Here is a 21,413-nt window from a genome sequence, read left to right as displayed (position 1 = left end):
GAGGGGCACCGGGCCAGAACCGGTATGACGAGGACTACCGGCTGCTCGGCAGCTTGCAGGAGTTCGCCCACCATGGTGTGGCGATCCTGGTTTGCCACCACACCCGCAAGGCTGTTGGTGAGGACTTCGTGGACGACGTGGCCGGCACGAACGGGCTCGCCGGATCGGCAGATGTGGTCATGTCGCTGCGCCGTGCTCGTGGCCAGGCTGATGCGGTTCTGCACCTGACCAGCCGCGAGGCCGAGGAGCGCGAGATTGGCTTGACCCGGTTCGGCCCCTGCTGGCAGATGTAAGACGGCCCGGTGATCGACGCGAACCGGGGCGACCGGATGGCAGCGATCGTCGCCTTGGTCAACCAGCACCCGGACGGCATCAGCCTGAAGCAGGTGGAGGAGGCACTCGGGGAGACCGGCGACGTACGCCGGTACCTCAGCCGCGCCGAGGAAAGCGGGGCGATCCGGAAGCCGGCACGCGGTCTATACGCCCCTATCCCAATGGACGAGGGCATGAGCCCGAAAGGGGCACATGGGACAGATGGGACACACCCCCTACGGATGATCGAGGAGACACCGTGACCGGCGACGAGCCCAAGGTGCTGACAACCCACATCGAGCCGAACGCCGACGGCAACCGTTACCGAGATCGAGGTCGATGCTCAGGGCAACATGACTGCGAATCGCTACCCCTGCGTCATCGTGGTGGTGGACCCGGATGGCCGTGCCGAGAACCTGCACCACCTCGACAGCACCGGCCACTTCGACGCGGAGGGCGACGATGTCTGAGGCGCCGGACGGGCGAGAAGGCCGGTATAGACGCCAGGCGCACCGCGTGAGCGCCGAGCGGGATTGGTACCGGCGTACGGCGATCGTCGCGGTAGCGGTCCTGCTGCTGCGGTGCAGTGACGACTTCGGACTGTTGGCCGACGAGGATCCCGTACTTGAGCGCAATCGGGCCGTGGAGTTGTCTGCCATGATGGCTGACAGGTGGCGCTGACAGAGCCGACCGGCCGGAGCGGTGTGCTGTACAGCCACGTGCAGGGCAAGCGTTTTGCCTTGCACGTAAGGACTTTCAGCCATGCCAGCCGTAGTGACGACCTCGCCTTTCGAGGGGCAGTTCCCGGCCGAGGTGTATCCCGGCAACACCAATGCGGTGTTCCGGACCATTACCGGCATGTCCGGGGCGCAGTGGATCAACGAGGGTTCGGGGTGCCGAATCCGACGAAGGGTATCCGGCAGGTCACCGTCACACCGTAATCGTGATGCGTTCGTGAGCCGATCCTTGTAACGCTCCGTGGTCAGATCCGATTCACAGTCGAGGGATGGCACGCCGCGACACGCGGGGGGAGTAACGGGGGAAGAATCGCGATGAGGGCTTGGTTCATGGATCGGTCGGTACTGATCCGGTATGGCCTGGTGCTGGTGGCGGCGGTCGCCGTCTTCATGACCGGCATGGTCGTGCAGCACCATGCGGGCGGGTCGGATGGTTACGCGGGGTGTGGTGCGGGTGCGCCTGACTGGGCACAGCAGAGCGTGGAGGCATGCGCGACCTTCGAGGCGCAGGGTGTCACCGACGACCAGGGTGGAGACACCTCCGGTTCCAACCAGCAGCAGTATGACCAGCAGGAGCGGATGCGCCAGCTGCAAGCCGAGGAGCGAGCGCGGCAGCAGCAGGAGCAGGACAACTACAACTGCCAGGTCGGGCCGATGTTCTGCCCGCGCTAGCAGCCACACCAAGCCCCCTGGTGCCGTTGGGGAGGCTGAGACCGGGGGACTCATCAAACGGGGGGAACCGTCATGTGGAAATTGATTGTCATCGGAGTTGGCGTGCTCGCGCTCATCGGCTCCTGTTTTGGGGGGTCCAGCAGCAGCGGGCCGGACGACACATACACGCCAGAGGCGTGCACCGCGCTACTGCTGGTAGCCAACAACAACGGTAACGTCGCGTCGGAGCAGACCGACGCGGCCATCGAGTACAACCAGAACTGCCGCTGAACATTGGTTGGAAGGCGCGGCTGACGCGGGCTACAAGGCACCGGCACGTCAGCCACGCCGGTCTAGATGGGCCGCCTGCCTGCCTTCACGATCACGCCGCGCAGGTGGTGGCACTGCGAAGTCTCGGCCGTGGAGCCGGCAGGATCCTCGAACGGGTCCGGGTCGAGCCAGCGGACTTCGGACGCCCCGAGATGACCGTGGACTTCAAGTAGGTCGTACAGGCTCGGCCAAAAGGTCAGCGCCGGGTGGATGCCTGGCCCGCAGTGTCGGTGACGGCTCGCAGAGTGCGCGCTGGTCGGTGCGGTGCGCGGCTTGGAACGGTGCTCATGCGCTGGTGCTCCTCGGGTCTCGGCGGACCGATCCGCTTACCCGAAAATGTGTGTGCATGGCCTTGGTTACTAGCCGAGGGAGTCCGGCCCTGACCTGGAAACAGTCTGTCTATCCCAGGTCAGCGGCCGTTTGTGCCCCCGGCAGGATTCGAACCTGCGACGCACGGTTTAGGAAACCGACGCTCTATCCCCTGAGCTACGGGGGCGCACGTTGTGGACCGGGGTAAGCGTAGCGGACGTTAGCCGGTGATTGCGGTGACGCCTAGGTGGCCGGCTATGGAGGCGTAGCGCTCGGCGTAGAGGGTGGTGCAGTTGGAGGCTGTGCAGCCGCCGCCGGCGAAGGCCAGGCCTCGGATGGTGGCTCCGCCTGAGGATGAGGTGGTGTACATGGGGCCGCCGGAGTCGCCGCCGCGGATGGCGATTGCGTTGCCTCGGGTGGCGCGGATGACGTAGGTGGTGCAGCCGTCTGTGTCGCAGTACTTGGCGCTCAGGGATTTGACCGTCAGGCCGCACATCGAGAGGCTTTTGTAGCCGGACTGGCAGATGAACGAGCCGAGCGACGGGTCGCCGGCGGCCTTGACGGTACGGGTGTCCAGCGAGTCGCCGGGGCCATCGGTCCAGATCTTCGAGCCGTACGAGCTGCCGGTCAGCAGCGACTGGTCGTAGTCGGGGTAGTTGGTGCGGCCTGTCGTGGTGCCGTAGTAGTTCGTGCCTGAATTCCAGACTGTGCCGACGCCGCCGCAGTGGCCGGCGGTCACCGCGCCGCGCCTGCCGTCCGACCGCCTGACGACGGAGAAGCCGGCCGTGCAGTACTTGGACGCAGACTTGATCATTGCGCCACCCCAGTGGCCGCCGGTCGGGGTGTCGTTCACCCGTGACGTCCGCTGCAGACTGCCCGCCGACGCCCGTACGCCGTCCAGCGACTCCAGCGCCTCGACCGAGGCGTCCGAGGTGGTCGCCTTGTCGTACTCGACGACGACGTCTTCGGAAGCCGGGTCCAGATCAGCGCTGTAGGTCGTCTTGGCGGCGTCGGTCCATGAGCGCGCGCCGACCCGGTTCCAGGCGTCCGCGATGGAACGCGCGGAGCGGCAGCTGCGCTCGAGGCCGAGCATCTTCAGGCCCGCGGCCGGAACGTTCTTGGAGACGGCGGCCTGGTACTTCTTCTCGTCGACCACCGAGTCGTCGACGACGACCTTGTAGCCGGTCTGCGGCGACCCCAGTACGCCGACGATGCCCTGGCTCAGTCCGTACGGAAGACCCGACGTCGGCCGCCCGGTCGCATCGAGCGCCTCGATCGTCCGTACTGCGGTCGTCACGCCCTCGCCGATCGCCTGGCCGAGTGGCCGGGAGTCCTTCGACGAGACGGGTTGGGACAGTCGCGTGGCGTCCGAGGACGTCGTCGTCGGGTCCGCGTGATTGCAGACCGTGACCTTTGTCACAGCCGTCGGTGCAGCCATCGACGGCAACGCTGACAGTGATGCGGCAACCAGTGACACTGAGCTAAGAGCGAGCAGCGGAACGGTAGCTGAGAGTCGCACTGAGCTCCCCAATCGGTGGACGGCCTCCGTGAATCGTCCGGTTAGGGACTGCTCATAGTCAATAGCCGATCACCGTCCGCAAGCAAATTTGACTACCGTGCGCGAGCGTATCTCGCAACTTCTCGCCCGTCGCCGGCGTAGAAGGTCAGGTCTGTCTTGGTGCTTGTGATCCGCTTGGCGGCCGCCAGTACCGCGGTGTGCGGGACGTTTTCGCAGCCGGCCTCGCGCTGGCCGTTCGACTTGCTGGTGAACTCGCCGCGCTGGCCGATCGAGTAGGTGCCGCTCAGGCCGTTGCAGCCGTCGGAGCCGATCCAGGTGCCGTCGGCATTGAAGGTGATGATCGGATCGTCCGGGCGCGCCGTCTTGAGCGTGGTGAAGCCGCTGAGCCGCACCGGACGCCAGCTCCCGACCACTGTTTGCGCCGTGGCCGCGCGAGCCTCGGCCGTCGCGACAGTAGACGCAGGGTTATTGCCCGCAGCCGGTTGTGGCGTCGACGGTGAGGCGCCGTGCAGGCTGAAGCCGACGGCGGCGATCACGGCCACCGCGGCAGCCGCAGCGCCGGAGACCAGCCACGTACGGCGTTGTGCCTGTTGCACGCCTGTGGTGGCCCGGTCGGCCAGGTCGGCGGTCGGCGGTACAGAAGCCGCGGCGCGCTCGAAGGTGGCGCGTAGGCCGTCCTCTAGTTCTAACACTGCCTCTAGCTCTGTCTTGCTCACGACAACCTCTCATCAACACGGTGGGACTGCCTCGTCCTGCGGAGCGCGGCGAGGGCTCTACTCGCGGTCGCGCGCACCGAGGACGGTTTGATGCCGAGCAGGTCGGCGATCGTCCGGTCGTCCATGTCCTGGTAGTAGCGCAGCACCAGGACGACCCTTTCCCGGGCCGACAGCGTGGCGAGGGCTCGCCAGAGGTCGTCGGAGTTCACGATGTCCGTGGCCGGATCCGGCACCGTGCGATCGGTGTCGAGGTCGGCCGCCGGGGCCTCGGTGAAGGACCGGCGACGCGTCATCGACAGGTAGGAATTGATCAGGATCCGGCGCACATAGTGATGCGGGTCGTCGGCCCGCTGCACCTTGCGCCAGGACCGGAACGCCTGCATCAGCGCGATCTGGGCCAGATCCTCCGCCCGTTGGTAGTCGCCTGAGACGGTGAAACCGAGGCGCACCAGTTCCTGCCCGCGCGCGGACGCGTACTCCTCGAACTCCACTCGCAACTCCCCAACTGGGCGTACAACACCTCACACCTATTAGACGCAGTGTGCTACCCAGGGTGCTGCAGAGATTCACACACAGTTCCATCTCACCGCGGCGAGAACGCTGCGCGGGAGGCTGCCGAGCCCGTACTACGGCCGCCAAAGCGGCTGCGCGGGCGCGGGACGCTGCTGAGATCGGCAGGCCCTGCCACCCGTCTTGCGGGTCGAACCCGGAGGTGACTCGCAAGACGGGCGGGGTGACCCCGGCCCGGACGGCTTCGGGGGCTCGCCCGGGGCAGGGTCAGCGCAGGCCGAGCGCCTTCACGAGCTCGGGAGAAACCTGTCGAGGTGCGGCGAGCTCGCCGGGCTTGCCCGCTCCTTCGAGGGAGGTCGCCACCAGTTGGCGGCAGCCGAACACCTCGGCGGTGTACGAGAGCACACCGCGGTCATTGTCGGTGAACCGCAGAACGTAGGTCGGCCCCAGTTCCTTGGTGCACATGTTCGGCTTCTTGGCCACCGGCGTGGCGCTGTTCACCAGGGCGAACAGGTCGGTCGCCTGCTGGGCGGTCCGCTTGGTGGTGACGGTCGCATAGTCCTGGCCGGTCGCCTGCGCGTCGTACTGGCAGATCGTCACGCTGACCGGCTGGAACAGGGACTTCGCGGTCCCCTTGCCCCAGACGGCCTTGCCGACTGCGGTGCGGACTGCGGTGATCGTCTCCGGGCAGTCCATGCTCGGAGTACCGCTGGGGGTGCCGCTCGGTGTGGGGGTGGGCTGATCGGGCGTTGTGCCGGTGGGGGTCGGCGTCTGGCTGGGCTGGGCGCCGGCGCCGGTGGAGTCCTCGTTACCGCAGGCGGCGGTAAATCCGAGCACTGTCACGACGAGCGTCGCCCCGATGAAGCCCCGTGTCCTTGATGCACTCACGACTCGGTCCTTCCGGTTGGGCAAGGACACCCATCATGGTCGAGGAGGATCTCACTGGTCGTGGCAGAACTGTCACGGCACGGCGTCTATCTGGTCACGAGCCGGATCGAGGCGCAAAAGTGGCAATCCTGTAACGCGTGCGGCCTGTTCTGCCGGCCGGAACGCGGCGATCCGCGGGCCGTTCCGGTTTGCCCCCGGGGCTCGGTAATCTGGAAGCATGACGAGCCCGTACGAAGACGACGAGCCGCTGCTGCCGGAACAGACCCGGGACGACGACCCCCGCAGCTGGGGCGAGAACGACAGCAGCGACGACGACGAGCGGATCCTGCGCGAGGTTCCGCCACACCACTGACCGTCCGGTGGGCACCGTTTTCCTGGTCCACGGTGGTTTGTGGGACCCGATGAACGCGCAACGCTTCTGGCGTACCCCGGGAATCGTCGCAGGCCTCGAGTTGCGCGGCTTCACCGTCCTCGCACCCGACCGCCCGCCGACGCCGGCGAGCTGGTCCGAAGAAGTCGCCGTACTGCGCAAGCTCCTCCCGGCCGAGCCCGTCATGCTGGTCGGCGCCTCCAACGGCTGCTCGGGTGCTGCCCTGCTAGCAGTCGCGTACCCGCACTCGGTGGAGCGACTTGTCCTGGCCTGGCCGGCAACTGGCGCTGATCCTGTGGTGGACGGTCGCGCCCGGGCCGGCCTCATCTCCAGGGGTGCGTCGGAGGGTGTGGCTGACGAATTGCTGGCCGCCGGGACCCTGCGCGGCGTGCGGGACGAAGACCTTGCCCGGTTGGGCATGCCGGTAGCCGTGCTCCCGTCGCTGCCGGAGAATCCTTCCCACCAACGCAAAACAGTCGATGCCTTGCTGACCCTCATCCCGCGCAGCCGCGAACTCTCCGGCTGCCCGGAACCACCCACCCCACACTTTCCACCCCACAAGAACGACCTGGTCGCGACACTGGCCACCTTCCTCGATCCAGCCGGGGAAAGTACGGCGTACTGAAGCTCGTCGGACTCGGTGTGGTGGCGACGGTGGGTGGTACCGCTCAGGATGTCGGTCGGTGTCAGTGTCGGTGTTGAAGGGAATCTGATGGAGCTACGGTCCTTCGAGGACGAGTACACAGCGGCCGTGGCGGGCTGGGCGAGCTCGGCCCAAGAGGTCTTGTTGCTGACCGGACGCGACGAGCACCCGTTCCCCGCGGACATCCTCAGCAGTTGGCGTGCGATCTCCGCCGACATCCAGGCGTTCCTGTACTTCGACGGCGACACCCCGATCGCGTACGGCGAACTCTGGCTCGACGGCGAAGAGGACGAAGTGGAACTCGCCCGGCTCATCGTCACGCCCGACCTGCGAGGCAAGGGCATCGGCACCGATTTCGTTCGAGCTCTACTAGCTCCGGCCCTCTCCGCGGGCTACGCCGACATCTTCCTCCGAGTCCGCCCCGACAACACCCCAGCCATCCGCGCCTACCTCCGAGCAGGCTTCCAGCCAGTCCCCGAAGCCCTCGCAGCCGAATGGAACGAACCCCAACCCATCGACTACACCTGGCTCCAATACCCAACCCAACCCCAGCCCTGACCCAACCTGGTGCCAGTACCAAGGCAGCGGTCTGCTCTCGGCTGGTACCAAGGCAGGTGTCTGCTCTCGATTGGTTGGCCGGCTGCCTGGCTGGGGCCAGGCCGGCCGGCTGCTGGTGGAGATGACGCAGCCGACCGGGGCAACAGGCTGTGGTTACTGGCGGGCTCGGAGGGCGTCGCGGATCTCGATGAGGATTTCTTGGTCCATGGTGAGGGGCTCGGGCTCCGCTTCGGCGGTGCCGAGCTTGGCTGCGCGGCGGTCCTGGAGCTTCTTCATCGGGACGACCAGGACGAAGTAGACGACGACTGCGGTCAGGAAGAACACCACAAGGGCGTTGATCATGGCACCGAAGTCGATGATCGTCTTGTCGTTCTTGTCGTTGAGTTGGACCGCCAGGCCGTTGACGTTCGAGCCTCCGATCGCTGCGATCAGCGGGGACACGAGGTTGTCGACGACGGTCTTCACCACGGTGGCGAAGGCAGTGCCGATCACGACCGCGATGGCGAGGTCGAGGACGTTGCCTCGCATAAGGAATTTCTTGAAGCCCTCGAGCATTTTGCGTTGCCTCCACGATGCGGGGCCCGGACGGACCCTCGGCTGGGTTACCCGCAAAACGTAGGACCCAGCTCGGCGGATGGCGAGGGACCGCGCCGCAGCACCACGGATCGCTGCCAGTCCCGTCCGACAAGTGACCAGTCGATCAGTGGCCAGCCGGTCAGTGCCTCGGCGGCAGGCGGTCAGCTCGTGTCGGGGGTCAGGGCGAAACTGATGCGGGTGTTCGCCGCGGCCTGGGCGATTCTGCCGATCACGTCGCGGCCGGCGCCGATCACGACCAAGGCACCCGAGGATCCGGCGGCGGACGCGCTTGAGGTGGGCAACGCGATCACCCGCACCCCGCTCGCCAAAGGGGTCGCGGGGTCGCCGGGTGTACTCGTGGCGGCGTACAGGTCGATTCGGTCGCCGGGCTGGAGGAGGCTGGTGAAGTCGGCGTCGTCGATGCGCACGGGGTAGGCGAATTGCCCGGCCGGAAGTGCCCCAGGGGTCAGGAAGCGGGCGTCCGTCAGTGGCTCGCCGGAGCGCACTGGCCCGGTGAGGACGCGTCGAGTGAGGTCGCTGCCCGGCTGGAGAGCGCCCACGGGCACGACCGCTGCGGGTAGTCGCACGGTTCGAAGGTCGCGCGCCGTCGGCGGTGAGCCGCCGGCCAGGTCGCGGGCGGCGGCCAAGACGGCCACGGTCGGTGGTGCCGGTGGGGAAAGGGCGGTCATCCCGCAGTACACGGCTGCCGCCGCGGACATCCCGGCCAGGAGGCGGCGGTGCCGGCGGACGGCTTTCAGCAGGTCACGGAGAAAAGGTCGGCTCATACCAGAGAAAGTACGAGCCTTCGAGGGCTGTTCCCTCGTTGTCCACAAGGGAATCCAGCCAGATCGAAGGAAAGATTCAGGCAGCGCTGGACTTGCTGCTCGACGACGACCCAGACGACCCGGAGCCAGACCCAGAGGACCCGGACGACCCAGACCCGGACGACCCGGATCCCGAGGAAGACGAGCCCGACGACGAGGACCCGTTCGAGGAGTCCGACTTCGAAGACGACGAAGAATCCGACGGCGAAGAAGACGACGAGGACGAAGACTCGCTCTTCGCCGGCACCGTGCTGCTGTTGGACGCGCGGCTGTCGGTCCGGTAGAAGCCCGAGCCCTTGAAGACGACACCGACGGCGTTGAACACCTTGCGCAAGGCGCCCTGGCACTCCGGGCAGACCGTCAGCGCATCGTCGGTGAAGCTCTGGCGGACCTCGAGCGAGTTACCACACTCGGTGCACCTGTACTGGTACGTCGGCACGTGATTCCCCTTCAGGCCGCTGGCACTCTTACTACACGACTGCTAATAATGCGTCACGGGCCCGAAGTATTCCAACTCCAGCCTGGCGGCCGCCCGGTCTAGGCCACTCTGTGCCACGCAAGGAAGCCCAAGCACCCCGGCGATCACGTTCCGTGCCCGAGTGAACACAGTCACCGACCGAACCTGGGCTCGGTGATCATGCGTATTGAACGCAGACGGTGCTGAATTCGTGAGGGTTTGTCCACAGCCGGGGGGAGCGGCATTTGGGGTGTGCGTCCGCATTCTCTAGGTTTGGTCCGTGCGTCGCCTGCTGCGTGTCATCATCCTGTCCGGAATCGTGTTCGCCGCCTTGCTCCTGGTGGTGGCCGGGACCGGCGTCTTCGTCGTCCGCCACTCCATCCCCGGGTACGGCGGGACGGTGGAGTTGACCGGGCTCGACGCGGACGTGGAGGTGGTCCGCGACGGCAACGGCATCCCACAGATCTACGCCGACAAACCGGGTGATCTGTTCGCCGCCCAGGGCTATGTGCACGCCCAGGACCGCTTCTTCGAGATGGACTTCCGCCGCCACGTCACGTCCGGCCGGCTGGCCGAGCTGTTCGGCAAGGATGCGCTGGAGACGGACAAGTTCGTCCGCACGCTCGGCTGGCGCCGGGTCGCGGAGCAGGAGCTCGGGCTCCTCACGCCGAGCACTCGGCAGTACCTGGAGGACTACGCCCGCGGCGTCAATGCCTACCTGAGCACGCACGCCGGCTCCGGCCTCAGCCTCGAGTACGCCGTACTGTCGCTGAAGGACCTGGGTGGCTCGGACTATCGCCCCGAGCCGTGGACCGCGGCCGACTCGCTGGCCTGGCTGAAGGCGATGGCGTGGGACCTCGGCGGCAACATGGACGACGAGATCACCCGCACCAAGCTCGCCGCGAAGTACCCGGTCTCCAACATCGAGAGCCTCTACCCGGACTACCCGTACGACCGCAACGAGCCGATCATCGCGACCGCTGCGGTGACCAAGGGCGGCACGTTCACCACTGCCACACCGGTCGACGAGGAAGCGCGCCGGGGCATGCTGACCAAGGATCTGCTCAAGTCGCTCGACACCGTCGACAAGGTGGCCAAGGGCCTGCCCGAGCTGCTCGGCCGCGGTGACGGCATCGGCTCGAACGCGTGGGTCGTCTCGGGCGATCACACGACCACCGGTAAGCCGCTGCTGGCCAACGATCCGCACCTGGGTGCGACCATGCCGGGCGTCTGGACCCAGGTCGGCCTGCACTGCAACAACGTCGGCACCAACTGCCCGTACGACGTGTCCGGGTTCAGCTTCTCCGGTCTGCCCGGCGTGGTGATCGGCCACAACGGCTCGATCTCCTGGGGTTTCACCAACCTCAACCCGGACGTGATGGACCTGTACCTGGAGAAGTTCAGCGGTCCGGACGCCGTCGTCTACGACAACAAGGTCCGTGCGCTGTCCAAGCGCGAGGAGACGTTCAAGGTCGCCGGTCAGGACAACGAGGAGAAGATCACCGTCCGGGAGTCCCGGCACGGCCCGATCATCTCCGACGTCGGCGACGACGAGCGCGAGACCGGCGAGCTGGCGGCGACTCGGCTGAAGAGCACCGAGGCGTACGGCGTCGCCCTCCAATGGACCGCGCTGACCCCGGGCCGGACCGCCGACGCGCTGTTCGCGATCAACCGGGCGCAGAACTGGAAGGAGTTCCGCGCGGCCGCGTCGCTGTTCGAGGTCCCCTCGCAGAACCTCGTCTACGCCGACCGCGAGGGCCACATCGGCTACCAGGCCCCCGGTCGCGTCCCGATCCGCAACGTCGGCGACGGCGACTGGCCGGTACCGGGCTGGGACGCGCGGTACCGCTGGACGGGCTACGTTCCGTTCGAGGCGATGCCGACCGAGGCCGACCCCGACGACGGCGTGATCGTGACGGCGAACCAGGCGGTCGTACCGGAGACCTATCCGTACCACCTGACCGACGACTGGGACTACGGCTACCGGTCGCAGCAGATCCTCGACCGGATCCGCGCCGCGGGCAAGCTGGACGCCAACGCGATGGCCTCGATCCAGCTCGACACCAAGAACCGCAACGCCGAGGTGCTCGTCCCGTACCTGCTGCAGGTCCAGATCAACGACGAGTTCGACCGGCAGGGCCAGGACACGCTGCGCAACTGGGACTTCACCCAGCCGGCCGATTCGGCCCCGGCGGCGTACTTCAACGTCGTCTGGCGCAACCTGCTGGAGCTCACTTTCCGGGACCAGCTGCCGGAGAGCGCCTGGCCGGACGGTGGATCACGCTGGTTCGAGGTGATGCGCAAGTTGATCATGCAGCCGAACAGCACCTGGTGGGACAACCTGAACACCACCCAGCGGGAGAGCCGCGACGACATCCTGCGCGAGGCGCTGGTCAACGCCCGGTCCGAGATCACCACCAAGATGGCCCGCGAGCCCTCGAACTGGCAGTGGGGCCGGCTGCACAAGCTGACGCTGACCAACCAGACGCTGGGCAAGTCCGGGATCGGCGCGGTGGACAAGCTGTTCAACCGCGGCCCGTACGAGCTGGGCGGTGGATCGTCGCTGGTCGACGCGACCTCGTGGAACGCGGCGGAGGACTACACGGTGACGTCGGCGCCGTCGATGCGGATGGTGGTCGACCTGTCCGACTTCGACAAGTCGCGCTGGATCAACCTGACCGGGATCTCCGGGCACGCGTTCAGCTCGAACTACACCGACCAGACCGAGCTGTGGGCGCGCGGCGAGACGCTGCCCTGGGCCTTCACCCGGGGCGCGGTCGAGGCGAAGCGCGAACACACCCAGACCTTCACCAAACCCGAGAACTAACCGAATCGGGGGAGTGCAAGCAAGAACCTCAGCCGCCGAGCTGGACCAGTCGGGTCGGGGTGAGGGCTGCGCTGACCGGCTGGTCGTGCGGATCGGCCGGGATCGAGTCGAGGATCTCGGAGTCGTGGACGACGGCCCAGGTCGGCGTACCGGGGGAGACGCGGGCGAGCGCCCGATCGTACGAACCACCTCCACGACCCAGTCGTACTCCGTGCAGGTCGACCGCGAGCGCGGGGCAGATCACCAGTTCCGCGTCGGCGATCGCGTCCGCGCCGAGATCCACGGGCGGCTCCGACAGGCCGAGCCGCCCCGGAACCAGGTCGGCCGCGCCTGGCGCGATACCCCAGCCGAGGTCGTTGTCGGCGTACAGGACCGGCAGGAGCACCTCGCGGCCGGAGGCCAGCAGCCAGTCGATCAGCGGGCCGGTCTGCGGTTCCCTGCCCATCGAGACGTAGACCGCGATCGTCCGCGCCGTGACCACCTCGACCTGCTCGCGGGCCACCGCGAGCAACCCAGGTCCGGACAAAGCGGTCGAGGCTTGCCGGGCGGCCAACAGCTGCGAACGCAATGCCGCCTTGGAATAGAACACAGCGTGATCCTAGAGACGCATAGTGACGCAGCTAACGTCGCGGTGATGGGACCTACCCTAGTGTTGGGTCATGAGTGAGGCAGGTCTTCAACAAGCACAGGACAAGATGCGCGCGGCCGGCGCCGCCGACGTCGCCATCAAAGTCTTCTCGCACTACTACCGGTTGCTCGAGTCGGGGCAGCAGGGCACGATCCGCGAGGACGACATCGAGCCGGTGGGTGAGCTGCCCCATCTGGAACACCTCGACGCCGACCAGGAGTCGCGGCGGGCGGCCCTCGCCGAGACCGTGGTGATCAAGCTCAACGGCGGCCTCGGGACGTCGATGGGTGTCACCGGGCCGAAGTCGGCGCTGCCGGTCAAGGACGGGCTGAGCTTCCTCGACATCATCGCCCGGCAGATCCTGGCCACCCGCAGGGCGTACGACGTACCGCTGCCGCTCGTGTTGATGAACTCCTTCCGCACCAAGAAGGAGTCGCTGGCGATCCTCGGCGAGTACTCCGACCTGCCGGTGGACGGGATCCCGCTCGACTTCCAGCAGAACATGGAGCCGAAGCTCCTCGCCGGCGACCTCACTCCGGCCGAGTGGCCCGAGGACCCGGAGCTCGCCTGGTGCCCGCCCGGCCATGGTGACCTGTTCACCGCGCTGGTCGCGTCCGGCACCCTCGACGCGCTGCGCGAGAAGGGTTTCCGGCACGCGTTCATCTCCAACGCGGACAACCTCGGCGCCACCCCGGACGGCCGGATCGCCGCCTGGATGGCCGAGCACGACGTCCCGTTCGGGATGGAGGTCTGCCGCCGGACCAGGTCGGACCGCAAGGGCGGCCACGTCGCCGTCCGCAAGGCCGACGGCCGGCTGATCCTGCGGGACAGCGCTCAGGTGCACGCCGACGACGACAAGTTCTTCCAGGACGTCGCCCGGCACAAGACGTTCAACACGAACAACCTGTGGATCGATCTCGACCGGCTCGCCGAGCTGATGGACGGCCACGACGGCGTGCTCGGGCTGCCGATCATCGTCAACCGCAAGACCGTCGACCCGGCCGACTCGTCCTCGCCGAAGGTGATCCAGCTGGAGACGGCGATGGGGACGGCGATCGAGACCTTCGAGGGCTCGCAGGCCGTGATCGTCGACCGGAGCCGGTTCAAGCCGGTGAAGACGACCAACGACCTGCTCGTCCTGCGCTCCGACGTGTACGACCTGAGCGCTTCGGGCGACCTGACCACGAACCACGAGGGCGACGAACCGTACGTCGACCTCGACCCGGAGCATTTCAGGATCCTGGCCGACTTCGAGAAGCACTTCCCGGCCGGACCGCCGTCGCTGCTCCGGGCCGACCGGCTCGAGGTCCGCGGCGATGTTGCCTTCGGCAAGGATGTGGTGGTGGTCGGCGAGGTCGAGGTCGAGGCGCCCGCCGGTGAACGGCGGGAGATCCCCGACGGGACCGAGCTCCGTGGATGATGTCTGGATCCGGCCGTTGGAGCCGTACGACACGGACGAGGCCGCAGCGGTTTGGTGGCGCTCCCGGCATGTTGAGGGTTCGCAGTTGCCACCGGCGATCCACTCTGAAGAACAGGTGCGCGGCTGGTTCGCCGAGGTGCTGCTACCGGACGGGCAGACCTGGGTAGCGATGGACGACGGGCGGATCGTCGCCGTACTCACGCTGGACGGTGACGACCTCGACCAGCTGTACGTCGAGCCGGAGCTGGCCGGCCAGGGAGTCGGCTCGACGCTGGTCGACCTGGCCAAGGACCTGCGGCCCGGTGGACTCGCGTTGTGGACTTTCCAGAGCAACACCCAGGCCCAGGAGTTCTACCGCCGGCACGGGTTCACGGAGGTACGGCGTACCGACGGCGCGGACAACGAGGAGCGGGTGCCTGACATCAGGATGGTGTGGGGCGCACATCCCGAAGCGACGGCGTGAGCCGGTCAGCGGCGGGGGTCCTGGCGTAGTACACCTCGCGGCCGAGACGGCGGCGCTCTACCAGGCCGCTGCTGTGTAGTCGTCCTAGGTGGTAGGACACGGTCGCTTTGGACAGGCCGAGACGGGCGGCCAGGCTGTGGCCCGGTTGGGGGATCTCCAGGGCGGCGATCAGTCGGTGGCGAGTGCCTAGCCCTTCGGACGTGGTCTCCTCGGGAGAGTCGCCCGTTGAGTGGGGGCCGACGACGACAGCGCGGCCGCGGCAGGGGTAGCCGACCACCAGATCGTCGCCGGAGACGATGACAGCCCGGCCACGGTCGAGTAGTACCGCGGGTGCCAGCACGATGCGATGGCGCAAGCGGGTCAGATCGAGTTCGAGCGGGGAATCGAGCTGTGCGGCCTGGCCGTCCCACGCCTCACCGTCGACGAGTTCGAGGGCCGCAGAGGACATTCCGGCCGTCTTCACGAGATGCAGGCGGTACATGACGTCGGTCTCGGTCACTGCTCGGATCACCGGCCAGGTTGGCGCTAGAAGCACCTGCCACGCTTCTGCCAGAGCTTGCTGGACGGCATCCAGCAACGGATCGCACTGGCCTGCCCAAGCCGCTTCGACAAGCTCTGTCGGCTCCTTGCGCCAACTGTCCGCTACAGCCGGTACTACGCCCAGGTGGCCTGCGAACGCTTCGTCGACCGGGCCTAGGCGGTAGGTGAGGCGTAGATGCGCACGGAGGTCGTTGAGCGGGGTGGCGGCGATGACCGCCAGTTCGGTCTCGATAGTCGGGCGGTACCGGTCGGTGAGTGGAAGGAGGAAGTCCGGGATGGAGTGAGTCGCAGGGTCGATCAGGTCGAGGAGCAGCGTGCGGCTCGCTGGTGAGACCCGCGACCAGCGCTGTGGCAGCCACGTCGGTGGCAGGTGTGGGCGCTGCTGGATCCACAGCACGGCGTGGATGAGCTGCATCAGCGGTGACACCGTGAAACGCAATGTGGACAACTGGTGGTCGTTAAGGCCGAGCCGGATCATCTCAGTCCTCCCGCGCTACATCATCGCTCGTGGTGGGGTCGGCCGGGAGAGTTCGAAAGTCTCGAATAGATGGCGGTCGGAGCCGCAGGCGGGGTGAGGTGTGCCAACAGCGCCGACCGGTTTGGAGCCCAACGATGCGCCGACACCGCACATCCATCCTGCTGACGGCGGCGACGCTGATCGCCGGCCTGCTCGGCGGAAGTACAGCCCAGGCCAGTGGTCCGGGGTGGACCGGGCTGAGCCCGTGTGTGCAGCCTGAGCTGACCGCCTATCTGTGCGGGGACTTGACAGTCAGGCTGGATCGAGCTGACCGCCGGAGTAGGACTCTTGACCTGCCGGTGCTCGTGGCAGGCAATCCGCAGGCGCAGCGCACGATGCTGATGCTCACCGGAGGACCTGGCCAGCCAGGCCCGATTCTGGCGCCGCGAGTGCTGCGGGCGTTCGAGGGGATCAAGAACGACTACCGCATCGTGATGCTCGACCAACGGGGAACCGGTGCCAACGCGCTGAATTGCCCTGAGCTGCAGGACGAGCGCGGCGGCAACGATCTCCGCGTACCGAGCCGAGCCGCAGTATTGGCGTGCGCAGCGACGCTCGGCGCCGACCGTGAGCACTACGCGACGACCGACTCGGTCGCCGACTTCGAGGACCTGCGGCGAGCACTCAAGGTCGACCAGTGGGCGGTCAACGGCGTCTCCTACGGCACCTACACAGCCCAGCGGTACGCCGCCGCGCACCGGGCCAGAGTCACCCACCTCGTGCTCGACTCAGTAGTACCGGTTGGCTCCTTCCGAGGAGAGCTGGTGGAGACCTTCGGCGACCACGCGCGAGTACTACGCGACGTCTGCGCCGCCCCCGGCCGCAACTGCCCCGGCGACCCGGCCGCGGACCTGGCCTCAGTAGTGCGACAAGACCCCGCCCTGGGACCGAAGCTGCTTGAGGCTGTCACGATGGTGAGCTACGTCGACCCGGCCCGCTTCCTGTTCACCCCTGAGGCACTACATGCGGCGGCTGGCGGCGACAACACCCGGCTGCGCGACCTCTTTGCGCTGGTCGACCAGTTCAGCGGCGCGCCGGCATCGCAGTACAGCCAGGGAATCCAGGCGGCGACCCTCTGCCTCGATCTGGACTTCCCGTGGGGTGGTGCCCAGTCAGCTGAGCACAGCAGGGCCCGCAAGGCCGATCTGGCCGTCAGCAGGATGTCTCCCGAGCAGCTGTGGCCCTACAACGCCGCAGCGGCGCGGGGGAACGGCGAGATGGTGATGTGCGAGAACTGGCCCAAGGTGAAGGACCCCGAGGTCCGCGGGCTGTCACTGTGCGGTGTCAACGCTCTGCTGCTGCACGGCGAGCGCGATCTCGGTACGCCACTGGTCTGGGCGCGTGAGGCTCAACGGGACATCCCGGGGTCGCGGCTGGTCGTAGTACCGGACGGTGGTCATTCGCTGCAGGTCAACGGAGCGGGCACTGTTCGGCAGACCGTCGCGGAGTTCCTCCTGCACTGACGAACCTGTGCGTCGTCCAGGACGGCTGCGCCAAGCGACTAGAGTCGCCTGCGTGAGACGGAGCGTTGACGAGCATTTAGAAGCAGTACTCGGCAGAGTGAGGCCGCTGCCGCCGTTCGAGCAGCCGCTGATGGAGGCGCTCGGGCTGGTGCTCTGTGAGGACGTTGTCTCGCCAGTGAGCCTCCCTGGTTTCGACAACTCCGCCATGGACGGGTACGCAGTGCAGGCCGCCGACCTGGCCGGTGCCTCGCAGGAGAACCCGATTGCCCTGCCTGTGGTCGGCGAGATCGCCGCCGGGCGGAGTGGGCCGATCGTGGTGACTCCAGGGACCTGTGTGCGGATCATGACGGGCGCACCGATGCCCCGCGGCGCCGACAGCGTCGTACCGGTCGAGTGGACCGACGGGGGAACCGCCACCGTCCGGATCGCGCAGGAGCCGGCGCTAGGAGCCTCTGTACGCCGTGCTGGCGAGGACCTGGAGGCCGGCGACAAGGTGATGGACCGCGACACCGTGCTCGGGCCGCGCCAGATCGCCGTACTAGCCGCAGTCGGCCGCGCCCGTGTGACTGTCCGCCCGCGGCCGCGAGTAGTAGTCGTCTCCACTGGCGCCGAGCTCCGCGAGCCAGGCACGCGGCTGGGGGACGGGCAGATCTACGACTCCAACAGCTACACGCTTGCAGCGGCCGCCAGGCAAGCCGGTGCGATCGTCTACCGCGTGGGGATCGTCGACGACGACCCGAAGAAGATCATGGACACCCTGTCGGACCAGCTGGTCCGTGCTGACCTGGTGATCACCTCAGGCGGCGTCAGCAAGGGTGTGTACGACGTGGTCAAGGAGGTGCTGACCAAGCTCGGCACCATCGACTTCCCCGAGGTCGCCATGCAGCCGGGCAAGCCGCAGGGCTTCGGCGTGATGGGTGATGACGAGGTGCCGATCTTCACGCTGCCGGGCAACCCGGTGTCGGCGTACGTGTCGTTCGAGGTGTTCGTCCGGCCCGCGCTGCGCAAGCTGATGGGTGTGATGCCGTACCGCCGCTCGACGGTCCGTGGCGTCGTACTGGACGGGTTCTCGTCCCCGGCCGGGCGGCGGCAGTTCGTCCGGGCAGCGGCCACCTCCGGCGATGAGGGCTGGATGGCCAGTACAGTCGGCGGCCACGGCTCGCACCTGCTGGGTGGGTTGAGCCGCTCGAACGCGCTGATCGTGGTGCCCGAGGACGTCACCGCCGTCCGGGCCGGCGACCAAGCGGAGCTCTGGCTGCTGGACGAGGAGACCGGATGACGGAACCTGCCGGGGGGCTGACCCACGTGGACGCCTCCGGTGCCGCCCGGATGGTCGACGTCTCGGACAAGTCGGCCGGCGCCCGGCGGGCCGTTGCCTCTGGCAAGGTCTTCGTGTCGGCCGAGGTTGTCGCGGCGCTCCGCGGCGACGGCGTACCGAAGGGTGATGCGCTGGCGGTCGCCCGGATCGCCGGGATCATGGGCGCGAAGCGGACGCCCGACCTCGTGCCGCTGTGCCACCCGATCGCCATCACCGGTGCCAAGGTCGACCTGGAGGTGGTGGACGACGCAGTACTGATCGTTGCCACCGTCAAGACCACTGACCGGACCGGGGTGGAGATGGAGGCCCTGACCGCCGTCGCGGTGGCTGGGCTCGCCCTCATCGACATGGTGAAGGCACTCGATCCGGCGGCTGTGCTGTCCGACGTGCGGGTGGAGCTGAAAGAGGGCGGCAAGACCGGGCACTGGGAGCGGCCGTGAGGGCTCTGGTCGTCAGCATCTCGAACCGCGCCGCCGCTGGCGTCTACGAGGACACCACTGGACCACTGATCGCTGAGCGACTCGCTAGCTGGGGTTTCACCGTCGACGGGCCGCAGGTCGTGCCCGATGGGGCTCCTGTCGGTGAGGCGCTGGTGAAGGCGGTCGCTGCGGCGTACGAGGTCGTAGTGACGACTGGTGGCACGGGCATCTCTCCTACGGACGAGACGCCCGAGCGGACGCGCGCAGTACTGGAGACAGAGATCCCAGGTATCGCCGAGGCCATCCGTGCTTATGGAATAGCGCAGGGCGTGCCTACTGCGGCGCTGTCGCGAGGACTGGCCGGGCTGGCCGGCAAGACCGTGATCGTGAACCTGCCGGGCTCGCGTGGTGGCGTCAAGGACGGCCTGACGGTGCTGGAGCCACTACTGCGGCATGCGGTCGACCAGGTACGCGGTGGAGACCACCCTCGGACGGACCAGGACTGATGGCCGTCGTGCACTGGCCCGTGGAACTCCAGCACGGGCAGGTAGGGCTCAGACCCCTCAAGGCCACTGACGGCCCCGAGTGGAGCGCCGCCCGCCAGCGGAACATCAGCTGGCTCCGGCGCTGGGATGCGACGCAGCCGCCCGGTGCAGACGACGGTGCTCGCACCTTCCGGGCCATGGCACGCGACTGGAATCGGCAGGCGCGGTACGGGCGCATGCTGCCCTTTGTCATCACGTACGCCGGTGCCGCGGGCGCTGGTGCTCGCGCGAAGCGGCCGCTGGTCGGCCAGTTGACGGTGTCGGGTATCACCTACGGCTCAGCGCGTTGGGCGAACCTCGGCTACTGGGTCGACGAGCAGTACGCCGGCCGTGGGATCGTACCGGCCGCTGTTGCTCTCGCTGCCGATCATTGCTGGTTCACCCTCGGGCTGCATCGCCTCGAGGTCGCGATCCGCCCCGAGAACAAGGCGAGTCTGCGGGTGGTGGAGAAGCTCGGCTTCCGCTATGAAGGAGACCGGCCGCGCTTCCTGCACATCGACGGCGAGTGGCGCGACCATCGGATCTTCGCCCTCAACGCCGAAGAAGTCGGTCCCGGCCTGGTAGCACGTCTGCCCTGATCACGCTGCGTGCTTATTCACACCAGTCACACGAGTCTTCTTGCGACACACCGGCTCACGTACCGGACCTGACCCGCCCGGGGTCTTAGCGTCGTCGCATGGGGACGACAGGGCTGATCTACGTGGCGATCGTCGCCGCGTGGGCCGCATACCTCGTCCCGATGCTTTTGAAGCGCAACGACGAGGCGAGCGCGCGCCGCTCGGCGGAGAAGTACTCGTCGTCGGCTGCCCGCGTGCTGTCGCGGCAGTCGGACGTACAGGCGCGCTCGCGGTACGTCGTACGACCCCCAGGCTCGCCTGGCACAGCGTCGCCTGACACAGGCACTGACACGGTGCCTTCTGAGATAGGGACTGAGGATCCGTCGCCGCCTGCGCGGCACGTCCCGAACCGAGCCCGCCGGGTGGCCGCTATGCGCCGCCGGCGGGTGCTGTCGATCCTGACCCTTTCACTGTTGACAGTCACGGCGCTGGCGAGCTTCCAGATGGTCGGGTGGTGGACTCTCGCAGTACCGGCGACACTGATCGTCGGCTTCGTCGTACTCACCCGGGTGCAACTCCGTCGCCAGGCCCGCGAGCGTGCGTCGGTCGCTGCCGAGGCCCGGGCCCGGGCGGATGCCCACCACGATCGCGGCCCCGCGACAGCACCATCGCTCGCGGCCCAGGACCATGAGCTGACGATCGAGGTGAAGCTCCCGGTCGCCCCGGAGCCCGAGGTCGCGCCGTCAAGGCCCGAGCCCCGCACCGACGGCCTGTGGGACCCGGTGCCCGTCACCCTGCCGACGTACGTGATGAAGGAGAAGGCCCCCGACCGGACGGTCCGCACGATCAGCCTGTCCGGCCCCGAGGTCTTCTCCTCAGCCCGCACCGCAGACCCCGAGCCGGAAGCGGCCCCCGTCGTACCGGAGCCCGCCCCGGCCCCGATCGAAGAACCCGAAATCCGCCGCGCCGTAGGCGACTGATCGACCGCTGGACTATCGCCTGCCCATCGCTCGACCGCAGCCCCGAGCCAGCCTCGGGGCTGCGTCCTTTTACCTGCCAGAGCAGCTCGCAAGCCCCTTCCCGGGCCGGGGTGATCCCGGTTTCAGACAGCGACCGATCGCGTGTTAGAGTTTCGCGGTCGCAAGGAAACACAGCGACAACCTGGGGCTGTGGCGCAGTTGGTAGCGCGCCTCGTTCGCAACGAGGAGGCCAGGGGTTCGAATCCCCTCAGCTCCACCCAGGTCAGAGGCCCTTTCCGAGTAATCGGGGAGGGCCTTTGTCGTCGAGTGCAGCAGCAAAATGCAGCAGTAGGGCTT

General features: G+C 67.6%; 26 protein-coding genes and 2 tRNA genes. 18 read left to right on the top strand and 10 right to left on the bottom strand.

What is annotated here, in order from left to right; translation table 11 throughout:
• The first annotated feature begins 53 nt into the window (after positions 1–53).
• The 5 genes from G3I17_RS37525 (at position 54) to G3I17_RS37505 (ending at position 1,991) form a co-directional block, all read left to right on the top strand.
• Positions 54–293: a hypothetical protein gene (locus tag G3I17_RS37525; protein ID WP_164603846.1), complete on the top strand. Its 240-nt coding sequence runs from the start codon at positions 54–56 to the stop codon at positions 291–293.
• 9 nt (positions 294–302) lie between these two features.
• A complete protein-coding gene (locus G3I17_RS37520; protein ID WP_164603844.1) occupies positions 303–575 on the top strand; it encodes a type IV toxin-antitoxin system AbiEi family antitoxin domain-containing protein in 273 nt (90 codons plus the stop codon).
• Positions 576–774: 199 nt separating this feature from the next.
• Positions 775–993, top strand: coding sequence for a hypothetical protein (locus G3I17_RS37515; protein WP_164603842.1), 219 nt, complete (start codon positions 775–777; stop codon positions 991–993).
• Positions 994–1,379: 386 nt separating this feature from the next.
• Positions 1,380–1,721 carry a hypothetical protein gene (locus tag G3I17_RS37510; protein ID WP_164603840.1) on the top strand — a complete coding sequence of 114 codons (342 nt, stop codon included), beginning with the start codon at positions 1,380–1,382 and terminating at the stop codon, positions 1,719–1,721.
• Between the two features lie 72 nt (positions 1,722–1,793).
• Entirely contained in the window at positions 1,794–1,991 is a 198-nt protein-coding gene (locus tag G3I17_RS37505) for a hypothetical protein (RefSeq protein WP_164603838.1), read from the top strand.
• Positions 1,992–2,453: 462 nt separating this feature from the next.
• Here G3I17_RS37505 and G3I17_RS37500 read toward each other — a convergent pair.
• The 5 genes from G3I17_RS37500 to G3I17_RS37480 all read right to left on the bottom strand — a co-directional run bounded on the left by G3I17_RS37500 (position 2,454) and on the right by G3I17_RS37480 (position 5,972).
• Positions 2,454–2,526: transfer RNA gene (locus G3I17_RS37500), tRNA-Arg, on the bottom strand.
• A 33-nt stretch (positions 2,527–2,559) separates the two neighbouring features.
• Complete coding sequence (locus tag G3I17_RS37495; protein ID WP_203591295.1) at positions 2,560–3,777, bottom strand: hypothetical protein; 1,218 nt, start codon at positions 3,775–3,777, stop codon at positions 2,560–2,562.
• Between the two features lie 173 nt (positions 3,778–3,950).
• Positions 3,951–4,574 carry an META domain-containing protein gene (locus tag G3I17_RS37490; RefSeq protein ID WP_164603836.1) on the bottom strand — a complete coding sequence of 208 codons (624 nt, stop codon included), beginning with the start codon at positions 4,572–4,574 and terminating at the stop codon, positions 3,951–3,953.
• Complete coding sequence (locus tag G3I17_RS37485; RefSeq protein ID WP_164603834.1) at positions 4,571–5,065, bottom strand: SigE family RNA polymerase sigma factor; 495 nt, start codon at positions 5,063–5,065, stop codon at positions 4,571–4,573. The genes G3I17_RS37490 and G3I17_RS37485 overlap by 4 nt, the downstream gene beginning before the upstream one ends.
• A 286-nt stretch (positions 5,066–5,351) precedes the next feature.
• Positions 5,352–5,972 carry a hypothetical protein gene (locus tag G3I17_RS37480; RefSeq protein ID WP_203591294.1) on the bottom strand — a complete coding sequence of 207 codons (621 nt, stop codon included), beginning with the start codon at positions 5,970–5,972 and terminating at the stop codon, positions 5,352–5,354.
• Positions 5,973–6,189: 217 nt separating this feature from the next.
• Between G3I17_RS37480 and G3I17_RS41915 the strand changes: the two genes are divergently transcribed.
• From G3I17_RS41915 to G3I17_RS37470, 3 genes are all read left to right on the top strand, one after another.
• The gene (locus G3I17_RS41915) at positions 6,190–6,324 is read left to right on the top strand and encodes a hypothetical protein (protein ID WP_275402656.1); all 135 of its coding nucleotides are present in this window, start codon (positions 6,190–6,192) and stop codon (positions 6,322–6,324) included.
• Positions 6,325–6,331: 7 nt separating this feature from the next.
• Positions 6,332–6,967 (top strand): alpha/beta hydrolase, encoded by a 636-nt coding sequence (locus tag G3I17_RS37475; protein WP_343238548.1) that lies wholly within the window; start codon positions 6,332–6,334, stop codon positions 6,965–6,967.
• A gap of 87 nt (positions 6,968–7,054) precedes the next feature.
• The gene (locus G3I17_RS37470) at positions 7,055–7,543 is read left to right on the top strand and encodes a GNAT family N-acetyltransferase (RefSeq protein ID WP_164603832.1); all 489 of its coding nucleotides are present in this window, start codon (positions 7,055–7,057) and stop codon (positions 7,541–7,543) included.
• Positions 7,544–7,696: 153 nt separating this feature from the next.
• On the opposite strand, the gene mscL is transcribed toward G3I17_RS37470, so the two are convergent.
• The 3 genes from mscL to G3I17_RS37455 form a co-directional block, all read right to left on the bottom strand.
• Positions 7,697–8,098, bottom strand: a complete 402-nt coding sequence (mscL, locus tag G3I17_RS37465) for a large conductance mechanosensitive channel protein MscL (RefSeq protein ID WP_164603831.1) — start codon at positions 8,096–8,098, stop codon at positions 7,697–7,699.
• A gap of 182 nt (positions 8,099–8,280) precedes the next feature.
• Positions 8,281–8,904: an SAF domain-containing protein gene (locus G3I17_RS37460; protein ID WP_164603829.1), complete on the bottom strand. Its 624-nt coding sequence runs from the start codon at positions 8,902–8,904 to the stop codon at positions 8,281–8,283.
• Between the two features lie 76 nt (positions 8,905–8,980).
• On the bottom strand, positions 8,981–9,382 hold the full coding sequence (locus G3I17_RS37455; protein ID WP_164603827.1) for an FmdB family zinc ribbon protein: 402 nt from the start codon (positions 9,380–9,382) through the stop codon (positions 8,981–8,983).
• A 298-nt stretch (positions 9,383–9,680) separates the two neighbouring features.
• Here G3I17_RS37455 and G3I17_RS37450 point away from each other — a divergent pair, with 298 nt between their 5' ends.
• On the top strand, positions 9,681–12,227 hold the full coding sequence (locus tag G3I17_RS37450) for a penicillin acylase family protein (protein WP_164603825.1): 2,547 nt from the start codon (positions 9,681–9,683) through the stop codon (positions 12,225–12,227).
• Positions 12,228–12,255: 28 nt separating this feature from the next.
• On the opposite strand, the gene G3I17_RS37445 is transcribed toward G3I17_RS37450, so the two are convergent.
• Positions 12,256–12,816: a 5-formyltetrahydrofolate cyclo-ligase gene (locus G3I17_RS37445; RefSeq protein WP_164603823.1), complete on the bottom strand. Its 561-nt coding sequence runs from the start codon at positions 12,814–12,816 to the stop codon at positions 12,256–12,258.
• A 70-nt stretch (positions 12,817–12,886) separates the two neighbouring features.
• On the opposite strand from G3I17_RS37445, the gene G3I17_RS37440 reads away from it, so the two are divergent.
• Positions 12,887–14,275: a UTP--glucose-1-phosphate uridylyltransferase gene (locus tag G3I17_RS37440; RefSeq protein WP_164603821.1), complete on the top strand. Its 1,389-nt coding sequence runs from the start codon at positions 12,887–12,889 to the stop codon at positions 14,273–14,275.
• Positions 14,268–14,738: a GNAT family N-acetyltransferase gene (locus G3I17_RS37435; protein WP_164603819.1), complete on the top strand. Its 471-nt coding sequence runs from the start codon at positions 14,268–14,270 to the stop codon at positions 14,736–14,738. Before G3I17_RS37440 ends, G3I17_RS37435 begins: the two co-directional genes overlap by 8 nt.
• Here G3I17_RS37435 and G3I17_RS37430 read toward each other — a convergent pair.
• Positions 14,698–15,726, bottom strand: coding sequence for a helix-turn-helix domain-containing protein (locus tag G3I17_RS37430; RefSeq protein ID WP_203591293.1), 1,029 nt, complete (start codon positions 15,724–15,726; stop codon positions 14,698–14,700). The genes G3I17_RS37435 and G3I17_RS37430 overlap by 41 nt on opposite strands.
• A gap of 164 nt (positions 15,727–15,890) precedes the next feature.
• On the opposite strand from G3I17_RS37430, the gene G3I17_RS37425 reads away from it, so the two are divergent.
• The 7 genes from G3I17_RS37425 (at position 15,891) to G3I17_RS37395 (ending at position 21,333) form a co-directional block, all read left to right on the top strand.
• Complete coding sequence (locus G3I17_RS37425; protein ID WP_164603815.1) at positions 15,891–17,258, top strand: alpha/beta hydrolase; 1,368 nt, start codon at positions 15,891–15,893, stop codon at positions 17,256–17,258.
• A 52-nt stretch (positions 17,259–17,310) separates the two neighbouring features.
• Positions 17,311–18,537: a gephyrin-like molybdotransferase Glp gene (glp, locus tag G3I17_RS37420; protein ID WP_164603813.1), complete on the top strand. Its 1,227-nt coding sequence runs from the start codon at positions 17,311–17,313 to the stop codon at positions 18,535–18,537.
• A complete protein-coding gene (moaC, locus tag G3I17_RS37415; RefSeq protein WP_164603810.1) occupies positions 18,534–19,016 on the top strand; it encodes a cyclic pyranopterin monophosphate synthase MoaC in 483 nt (160 codons plus the stop codon). The genes glp and moaC overlap by 4 nt, the downstream gene beginning before the upstream one ends.
• Positions 19,001–19,501 (top strand): MogA/MoaB family molybdenum cofactor biosynthesis protein, encoded by a 501-nt coding sequence (locus tag G3I17_RS37410; protein WP_203591298.1) that lies wholly within the window; start codon positions 19,001–19,003, stop codon positions 19,499–19,501. The genes moaC and G3I17_RS37410 overlap by 16 nt, the downstream gene beginning before the upstream one ends.
• On the top strand, positions 19,501–20,118 hold the full coding sequence (locus tag G3I17_RS37405; protein ID WP_164603807.1) for a GNAT family protein: 618 nt from the start codon (positions 19,501–19,503) through the stop codon (positions 20,116–20,118). Before G3I17_RS37410 ends, G3I17_RS37405 begins: the two co-directional genes overlap by 1 nt.
• 98 nt (positions 20,119–20,216) lie before the next feature.
• Positions 20,217–21,077, top strand: a complete 861-nt coding sequence (locus G3I17_RS37400; protein ID WP_164603805.1) for a hypothetical protein — start codon at positions 20,217–20,219, stop codon at positions 21,075–21,077.
• A gap of 183 nt (positions 21,078–21,260) precedes the next feature.
• Positions 21,261–21,333, top strand: a tRNA-Ala gene (locus G3I17_RS37395).
• Positions 21,334–21,413 lie beyond the last annotated feature (80 nt).

The sequence above is a fragment of the Streptomyces sp. SID13031 genome (assembly GCF_010548305.1).
Taxonomy (GTDB): Bacteria; Actinomycetota; Actinomycetes; order Propionibacteriales; family Kribbellaceae; genus Kribbella.
This window is presented reverse-complemented; position numbering and strand designations above follow the sequence as displayed.